At 49.5% G+C, this 3,298-nt stretch carries 2 protein-coding genes and 1 tRNA gene; 2 read left to right on the forward strand and 1 reads right to left on the reverse strand.

Annotated elements, in window-relative coordinates:
* Positions 1-98: 98 nt before the first annotated feature.
* Positions 99-175: transfer RNA gene (locus VIN66_RS11890), tRNA-Met, on the forward strand.
* A gap of 289 nt (positions 176-464) precedes the next feature.
* The gene (locus VIN66_RS11895) at positions 465-1,934 is read left to right on the forward strand and encodes a protein adenylyltransferase SelO (RefSeq protein ID WP_331924186.1); all 1,470 of its coding nucleotides are present in this window, start codon (positions 465-467) and stop codon (positions 1,932-1,934) included.
* Between the two features lie 143 nt (positions 1,935-2,077).
* Here the strand turns inward: VIN66_RS11895 and ppsA are convergent.
* Positions 2,078-3,298: phosphoenolpyruvate synthase (ppsA, locus tag VIN66_RS11900; protein ID WP_331924187.1), on the reverse strand; the 1,221-nt coding region annotated here is incomplete at its 5' end.

Here is a 3,298-nt window from a genome sequence, read left to right on the forward strand (position 1 = left end):
GGTCGTCGGTTCAAATCCGGCTCCCGCAACCAACTTTTAGTTGAAACGACATTGCAAATAAACATATTACAACCACTGCTCAGTTGTAATATCACGGACGCGGGATGGAGCAGCCTGGTAGCTCGTCGGGCTCATAACCCGAAGGTCGTCGGTTCAAATCCGGCTCCCGCAACCAACATCTAAGCCAGCATTAAGCTGGTTTTTTTGTGTCTGAAATTCAACAACTCGAAGGTCGTCGGTTCGCTCTTCATACAGATCAGGGCTCCCGCAACCAACATTTAAGCCAGCATTAAGCTGGTTTTTTAGTATCTGAAATTCAACAACTCGAAGGTCGTCAATTCGCTCTTCATACAGATCAGGGCTGCCGTAACCAACTTAAGAGCCGACATAATAGTCGGTTTTTTTGTATCTGAAATACTCCCCCTGTACACTGGCAGTCTTTAGAACATTAGCAGTGAAGCAGCATGCCCAAGTTTAATCCTAAGCACAGCCTCGCCCAACTTGGCGAACCTTATTCATTACGTTGCTCACCAACCAGGGTTTCTGCACCGCAGTGGCTGGCCTTTAATCCCGAACTTGCGACGCAGTTACAACTGCCTGAAGAGTATTGGGCCACTGATGCCGGTCTGGGCTTGTTTAGCGGTAATCAACTACCGGATTGGGCCAAGCCAGTAGCACATGCTTATGCTGGCCACCAGTTTGGCAACTTTGTGCCGCAATTAGGCGATGGCCGTGCCCTGCTGCTGGCAGAGCTTGAAGACGTTAATCGGCAGTTGTTTGATCTGCAGTTAAAAGGTGCCGGGCAAACACCGTTTTCACGCCGCGGGGATGGCCGGGCGCCGCTTGGCCCTGTGCTGCGGGAATATCTGGTGAGTGAAGCTATGCATGCACTGGGGGTACCAACCACACGCGCTTTAGCCGCCGTATTAACCGGCGACTGGGTGCAACGCGAAACGGCAGAACCCGGAGCCATTATCACCCGCGTGGCCAAAAGCCACATTCGTATTGGCAGCTTTCAGTATCTGGCAGCACGGGGCGATACGGTGAAACTTAAAACCTTTGCCGATTATGTGATTGCAAGGCATTACCCTGCATGTGCTGATTCAGATACGCCCTATCTGGCGTTACTGGAAGCAGTAGTCGCTGCGCAGGCTGGGTTGATAGCACAATGGATGAGCTTAGGTTTTATTCATGGCGTGATGAATACCGACAATATGAGCATCACAGGTGAAACGATTGATTATGGCCCCTGTGCCTTTATGGACAGCTTTAATCCGGCGCAAGTATATAGTTTTATTGATACTCAGGGGCGTTATGCCTGGGGTAATCAGCCCAAAATAGGCAGTTGGAATTTAGCCCGCTTTGCTGAAACGTTATTACCGCTTATCAGTGAAAACGCTGAGCAGGCTGTTGAGTTGGCAACACAGGCACTGCAGCAGTTCAACATGCTAAATGAAACAGAGTTTCGCCGTCTGATGGGTATTAAGTTGGGAATTACAGAGCCCGTCGCCACTGATGAACCACTGATCCGCGATTATCTGACATTAATGGTAAAAAACGGTGCGGACTTTACGCTGGCGTTCAGGTTGTTAAGCCAGTCCGTTAGCGACAGCAGAGCGGGTGCCGCAGGCTTATTTGCCGATAACAACGCCTGGCAAGACTGGGCGATACGCTGGCATAAAAGGTTGTCAGAGCAAGGGATGAGCACTGCGGATATAATGCAGCAAATGAACCGAATTAACCCGGCGCTGATCCCGCGTAACCATCAGATAGCCAAAGCGCTGGAACTTGCGGCTAATCAGGGGGATTTATCACTGTTTAACCGCCTGCATAAAGCCCTCAAAACGCCATTTGAGTTAAGTGCTGAAGATGCAGATCTGGCACAGCCACCAACACCTGAGCAGTGTATTGGTAATACATTTTGTGGCACATAATCCATTCATTTAAAGGCAACAGCCCCTACACCGCTCTGGTTCGCCACAGCAACTCGCAGCTACTAACGTAGCTGCTCAGACACTCTGTGACGCCCACTTCGGTATAAGGTCTGTTCGCTTCGCGTAGAAGCTTTCTTTCTTAACTACTTGTTTCCGTACTTCTCGGCCAGGTACAGCCAGGTTTCCAGTACCGTATCCGGGTTAAGCGACACGCTATCAATGCCCTGCTGCATTAACCAGGCGGCAAAGTCTTCATGATCTGAAGGCCCTTGGCCACAAATACCAATGTATTTACCCTTGGCTTTACAGGTTTTAATGGCCATTTCCAACAGTTTATAAATTGCCGGATTGCGCTCATCGAATAAATGTGCGATTAAGCCACTGTCACGATCAAGCCCCAGGGTTAACTGAGTTAAGTCGTTAGAGCCAATAGAGAAACCGTCAAAGTACTCTAAAAACTCTTCTGCTAATAAGGCATTAGAAGGCAGCTCACACATCATGATCACGCGCAGGCCGTTTTCACCGCGTTTTAAACCATGCGCTGCTAACAGATCGATCACCGCGCTTGCCTCTTCCATAGTGCGCACAAACGGGATCATCACTTCAACATTGGTAAAGCCCATAACATTGCGAACACGCTTTAACGCTTCTACTTCCAGCGCGAAGCAATCTCGGAAGTCTTCAGAGATGTAACGTGAAGCGCCCCGGAAACCGATCATCGGGTTTTCTTCATGTGGCTCGTACTGACGACCGCCCACCAGGTTCGCATATTCATTCGATTTGAAATCTGACATCCGCACGATGACTTTTTGCGGTGCAAAGGCACAGGCTAAAGTGGCAATGCCTTCGGTCAGTTTGGCGATATAAAACTCAACCGGATTGTCGTAACCTGCAATCATCTCGCTGATAGTAGCCTTTAACTCAGGCGTTTGTGCATCAAAATTAAGCAAAGCTTTAGGGTGCACGCCAATCATGCGGTTGATAATAAACTCAAGCCGGGCCAAACCAATACCAGCATGCGGCAGCTTAGCAAAAGAGAAGGCGCGCTCAGGGTTACCAACGTTCATCATGATTTTTAAATCAAGCTTCGGCATCTGATCAACCCGGCTGCTTACGACCTTATAATCCAGTTTACCATCGTAGATAAAACCGGTATCGCCTTCTGCGCAGGACACGGTAACTTGCTGGCCGGTCTTAATTTTACTGGTGGCATCGCCGCAGCCAACCACAGCAGGAATACCCAGCTCACGGGCAATAATGGCGGCATGACAGGTACGGCCACCACGATTGGTCACAATGGCAGAAGCACGCTTCATAATTGGCTCCCAGTCCGGGTCGGTCATATCAGTAACCAGTACATCACC

It is taken from the genome of Rheinheimera sp. (assembly GCF_036568245.1).
GTDB lineage: Bacteria > Pseudomonadota > Gammaproteobacteria > Enterobacterales > Alteromonadaceae > Alishewanella.

What these genes read in the sequence shown, in the direction of transcription:
- VIN66_RS11895 (WP_331924186.1), top strand. Translation starts at nt 465, where the DNA reads ATGCCCAAGTTTAATCCTAAGCACAGCCTCGCCCAACTTGGCGAACCT.